The sequence below is a fragment of the Deltaproteobacteria bacterium genome (genome assembly GCA_016874735.1).
In the GTDB taxonomy this organism is placed as follows: domain Bacteria; phylum Bdellovibrionota_B; class Oligoflexia; order Oligoflexales; family CAIYRB01; genus CAIYRB01.
Genome location: VGTI01000119.1, coordinates 1 through 5,617, shown reverse-complemented (window position 1 = coordinate 5,617; position 5,617 = coordinate 1). Strand labels below are relative to the sequence as shown.

The following is a 5,617-nucleotide window of genomic DNA, read 5'->3' as shown; positions in this document are numbered from 1 at the left end:
CGTGATATTTCTGCAGATGTTGAGACCGGTATCCGCATGATTGCCCCGATCGCCTTTGCGAAGAACTTCTTTGAGGACCGCCTGAGTGTTGGGGCAAGCGTTAAATTTGTCGGGCGTGGCGGTGTGAATCATACGTTTGGAATCAATGACATAAGCGCGTTCACCAATAAGTCTGGCGATAATTCCGGCTCGGGAGCAAAGCTCAGTGATTTCGTCGAGGGGGGGTATGGTGTCGGGGGGGATGTGGGCATTCTATTCACTCCAATCAAAACCATGCAGCCAACGTTAGGTCTCAGCGTGACAGACCTTGGCGGAACCGCCTTTAAAAAGGCGGATGTTCTAGGTCAAGCTCTTGGAACCCCAGCTACAACTCTGCCTTCAGTCAACGCCGGTGTGAGTTTGCGCCCGTGGCAGCTCGGTAGTATGTACCTTTTGACTTCTGCCGACGCACACGCTGTGAATCAGCCACTTCATTATTCGAAAAAATTCAATTTAGGAGCCGAATGGGGGTGGGGCTCGGTACTGAAAGTGCAAACTGGTTTGCACCAAGGTAGTCTTAGCGGCGGAATTCAGTTGGACGTCTTCTTATTAACATTACGCTTTGTTACCTATACAGAACAACTTGGTACTATCGCCGGGCAGGATGCAAACTTGCAAGATCGTCGCTACGCTTTGCAATTAAAGCTACTCATTTAAACGTTGGAGACCTTTTTTATGCGGAAGGCGTCCACGCTGTTCCAAGCTTTGGGGTTAATTTTTGGGCTTCTCGCGACTCCTGCGTTGAGCAGGGGGCTCGAAGAGCTTTCCGAAAAAAATCCTGAGAGTGCTGCCCCAGAAACCGAAGAGCCTGATTCTGCTGACTCTAAACAGAAGGAACAGGATGTGGTCGGCGAAGATGGAGAAGCTAAAGACGGAGCCGATGAAGCAATCAAAGTTACTCCAAGCGCTATCTCCAGCGCCCTTAAGGGAAAGGCGTTTCTCTTCACAAGTGTAGGTTGGGTACGAGCCAGTCAATCCGGAGGGGAATGGTCTTCAAACGGCTTTTCAGATTTTGGCTTTGGCTATCAGGTGCTAAGTATTTCGGAGACTATAAAGTTAAATACCACGTACCGCTACAATCCCATCGCTGTGACTGGGGTGGTAAATAATCATAGCTACCGAGGCGTATGGGAAACGCATAACTTTGGCGGTTTTTTGAAGTTCGGGTTGCCGAAGAAGTTTGCTGCGGTTGCGATCGCTGAACTGGGTTATTTGCGCTCTCATTTACAGCCAACGGATGGACTGCCGCCAGAAAGTCGCTCCGTCAAACACGGGGTTTCTTTGACTTTAGGGGGTGGAGGTGACTACAAGATGACCGATAGTGGTGAATTCACCCTTGGTCCAAGGCTATATTTAGGCTTGGGCGCAGCGACGCAACTCCAGTTTGGACTGTCGGCAGGTTTTGGTTTTTGATGTGGCGAATCTGGCTCGGCAGGCAATCTGAATTATGGTAGAAACGCCTTCATGAGCTTCTACTGCGCACACCACAACCTATCAAAGTCATTGGCTTTAATGATCGCAGGCCTTGCTTGGCTCGGAGTCTTGGGGTGTGAACGGCGCCCGAAGGTCGGATTGCTACACGTTAAGGCTGCCGATCCCGCCGGTAATTTTGAGATTTACCGGATCGCTCATGAGTCTCCTCTGCAATTTGTCTCTGAGGAGGTCGGCAAATTCAACGAAGACATCCCGCTGGCACCCGGCAGTTACTTAGTTCTTGCTGATTGTTCAAGCGAAACAATTATCATCTATCCCGAGCAAAGAGCGACACTGACAGCGCACCGGGCTCGGTTTGTTCCTCCCCATCGGCCATCAGATCGGGACAGTTTCTCGATTCAGTGCAGCAGGGCCGACAAGACGAAGTCAAGGCAACTGATAGCAGGTAGATACGATCTTAATATCATTGGCACCAAACAAGATCTGCTAGTAGGAATGGTGCCATTACAAGTCGATTTCAGTGGCACCAAACAGGATGCGTCGCCAGATGAGATCATCTATCGGCTATCGGCGCTTCAGGTTGCTGATTTTGATGGTAACCGTCAGGAGTTGTCGTACTTTATATCGCCTTTGGATGAGCGAATATCCGCGACAAAGTACCAACAATTCGGCAACTGGGAGTTCCTGCTTAAAGGACGCTACCTTGTAGAGGTAAATGGAACACGCATGCAGGTTGATCTTGCCGAAGGCGAAGAGCGACAGATCAGACCAGCGTTGTTACAGGTCAAGACATCTGCTGCAGTTGACCTGGAACAACCGGCGAAAATAAAGGGTAGTCCATGGCTAGTAGCCATTAACGGAGGGCATTGGTTAAATTTTAACGAGACCTACCCAGTGCTGCCGGGGCTAGCAACGCTCGCGATCAGCGGCTCTAGTAGATCGGTAGCTGTGTCCCTTAGTGAGGGGGAGCGCAAGGATCTCGAAACCAGAAGTATTACGGTTCAAAGTGGCTGCGATCGCAGTGATCTTAGCTCTACGGTGACCTGCTTTGGAGATCGTGGGGTTTCGCTGTATGCACCAGATGAACCGTACCCATTTATGGAGAGTGTCTCAGACATTCCGATACTATTCATAGATCAGGCAACGCCAGTTCTGGTTGGGGTGGATGGCTCTCGGGACATACTTTTTGAAGTGCCGGCAACCGTCCGAGATAAAAACTTAGCACTTGGTTATTTAAGATTAAATCCGATACCGACGCATCGACCCAGTCAGATTACAGATCTAGTTCGAGTCGATGTCGCGTCGTCACCTTTGACCGGTCACTCCCTAGATATAAATTTGGAAAAGCCCTCTGTAATGCCGTTAATTGCCGGAGTGTACAGATTAGATCATTTTGTGACTGTAACGGTCGGTGACAATAGCACTAGGCAAAACACATCGAAACAAATTCAAATTGAACCGGGAAGAACTATCGAGGCAGAGTTTCCTGTATACATTTCCGAAAAGAAATATGCAGCCTACAGAAAAAAACATACGCAGCAGCCGGATTTGAAAGCGGTTGAGGCTCAATCAACTAAAGCCACTTTTAAGGTTCGCTCGATTTAGATTATCAATGCGCCAGCTCCCTAGCTTTCTTAACTAGAGCGCGTGCATTAGCTATACTTGACTGGGTTACTTCGTCGCCCGATAAAAGCCGAGCTAGCTCTTCTTCGCTTGCGCGACTAGAGAGTTTCGAAATAGTTGATTCTGTTCGCTTCTCTCGACTTAGTTTATGAACCAAAAAATGTGAATCTGCATACGCCGCAACTTGGGCTAAATGCGAAATGCAAATAACTTGGAAAGCTTTCGAAAGCTCCTGCATTTTGCGCCCTACTACAGCTGCTACACGCCCAGAGATTCCAGTGTCAATTTCATCAAAAACGAGGATACAAGTATCGGCACCGGCAGCTAAGGCCCGCTTCAGTGCAAGCATGATCCGCGAAATTTCCCCGCCGGAGGCTATCTTCTGCAATGGCAAAAGAGGCTCACCGGGATTCGCTGCCAGCAGCAATTGCGCCTTTTCGGCTCCGTGGTCCGATAGGCCAGATAGAGTCACAGCTAGCCTAGACCAAATTACTTCGGCCTCTTCGCCAAACAGAGATACATCAGCAGTGGCGATAGATTTTTCGACGGCTTCAAACACTACATCAATACGTGCACCTGGCATTGCAAGATCATGTAGCTCACTTTCAATCCGCTTCTTGACCAGTGATTTGGCATCCTGACGTGCCTTGGTTAGTCGAGCTGCTAGCTCAACCAGACGCGCAAGTGAGCGTTCGAGTTCTCTCAAGATTTTTGTGATATCAGAGGCTGCTGACTCAAGGAACGACAGCTGAGCAGCTAGGCGCTCATGCTCTCCAAGTAAGCCGTCGATACTATCGACGGCAAGTTTACGGAATAGTTCTTGATAACCGGCAAGTCGCATTTGCGCGGACTCAATGTCATCCTCACTCAACTCAAGTCCAGAAGTTGCCTTGCCTATGTGAAAGCTGAGGTCATCGATCTGCTGTGCCAGTGCTTGTGTGAGTTCCGTAAGTGCAGCGAGATCGCCAGAAATGTGACTTACACGTGCCAGTGCCTTGTTCGCCTCCCATAAAGGGCTGCTTAACGCCTCACCCCCTGCGCCCTGGTCTAGGCAGAGCTGGGCCTCTTCTAGAGACTTCGCCAACACCATGGTCTGGTCGGCACGAAGACAAAGCTCCTGAATGGCCAAGTAGTCCTCTCGCGACGGAGCGAAAGCTTGAAGCTCACTACATCTGAATTCAAGATAGTCGGCTTCCCTCTGTTTGCTACGAAATCCGTCAACAGTATCCAGCAGATGAGCCAGTTGTCTTTGAACCAAGCGGTATTGATCGACGTAGGTCTGCGGAAGTGATCTGTCCCGGAGAAACTGATCCAGACATGCCGTATGTTCGACGGCATCTAACAGCCGTAAATTGTCATGTTGTCCGAATACATCGATTAGTGACTGCGAGAGTTCCCTAAGGACGCCGACTGTAACAGGGACATCGTTTATCCATGCGACAGAGCGCCCTTTATTGTTAACCGATCGTCGTACGAGAATTGCAAAATGTCCGTCGGCAGTCTCGTAGTCAATGCCGTGCTCAGTCAGCACGGCAGCGCAGGGATGGGCTGACGGAACCTCAAATATTCCAGTCACTGTAGCCTGCTGCCTACCATGCCGCACGGTTTCGGCGCTGGCCTTGCTGCCCAATAGGAACCCAAGAGCCTTGATCAAAATGGACTTACCAGCACCAGTTTCACCGGTGATTACATTGAAACCTGAAGCGAATTCGATTGACAGGGAATCGATGATTGCCAAACCCTGAATGTTCAGTTGCGTAAGCACTTGCTGGTACCTCTCCCGTGACCGAGCATGGATCATGCAGCAACTGACAATACTTCGGCAAGTGACATCATATGAAGTCAGCAAGCCTGATTCAGGCGCGGCTCCGAGAAGTTTTCCGATGTGGGCCAGTCTTCCCAAATTTTTTTGGAGATGCAGTTTTCTGGCCGACCGGTTTGGGTCCCTTAAGTTGTTTCTCTAGGTAGAGTAGCTTGACGATGAGCTCGCTTTCCCTGACCTTGTCTTCCGCATCGGGAGATATTCCATCAATCGCCATCAAGCGCTTGTACTCTCTCATGGCAGCTAATTGAGTGCGAATTTTAGTGATCTTGGACTGAAGATCATGCTGCCGAACTTTTGATGACTGGATCATAATCGACGCCTCCCCGACGCGGGCGGACCATACATAAGCACTATTGACCCGTCAAGGCCGACTCCGTAGGCTGCATTATCAGCACCGGGAGATCGACCAATGGGCATCAGGATATTTGTCACGGGCGGGACATTTGACAAGAAATACAATGAGTTGGATGGTTCTTTGGTATTCGGCGATACGCATGTGTCAGAAATTCTGAGTCTAGGGCGTTGCAAGTTACCAATTAAAATCAGAACCCTCATGATGGTCGACAGCCTTGAAATGACCGCCGAGGACAGAGAAAATATCGTGAACAATTGTAAAAATTGTCGCGAGGATAAGATCATTATTACTCACGGCACTGACACCATGGTCGAGACCGCTAGAAATTTGGGACTGCAGGG

5 protein-coding genes are annotated in these 5,617 nt (G+C 49.6%); 3 read left to right on the top strand and 2 right to left on the bottom strand.

All coding sequences use genetic code 11. The annotated features are described in order from the left end of the window. Positions 1-714 precede the first annotated feature (714 nt). Positions 715-1,452 (top strand): hypothetical protein, encoded by a 738-nt coding sequence (locus FJ146_19215; GenBank protein ID MBM4254101.1) that lies wholly within the window; start codon positions 715-717, stop codon positions 1,450-1,452. A 51-nt stretch (positions 1,453-1,503) separates the two neighbouring features. Further along, a complete protein-coding gene (locus FJ146_19210) occupies positions 1,504-3,078 on the top strand; it encodes a hypothetical protein (protein ID MBM4254100.1) in 1,575 nt (524 codons plus the stop codon). 4 nt (positions 3,079-3,082) lie between these two features. On the opposite strand, the gene recN is transcribed toward FJ146_19210, so the two are convergent. Both recN and FJ146_19200 read right to left on the bottom strand, forming a co-directional pair. Continuing rightward, positions 3,083-4,897, bottom strand: coding sequence for a DNA repair protein RecN (gene recN / locus FJ146_19205; protein MBM4254099.1), 1,815 nt, complete (start codon positions 4,895-4,897; stop codon positions 3,083-3,085). 55 nt (positions 4,898-4,952) lie between these two features. Continuing rightward, complete coding sequence (locus tag FJ146_19200) at positions 4,953-5,231, bottom strand: hypothetical protein (protein MBM4254098.1); 279 nt, start codon at positions 5,229-5,231, stop codon at positions 4,953-4,955. A 99-nt stretch (positions 5,232-5,330) separates the two neighbouring features. Between FJ146_19200 and FJ146_19195 the strand changes: the two genes are divergently transcribed. After that, positions 5,331-5,617: asparaginase (locus FJ146_19195; GenBank protein MBM4254097.1), on the top strand; the 287-nt coding region annotated here is incomplete at its 3' end.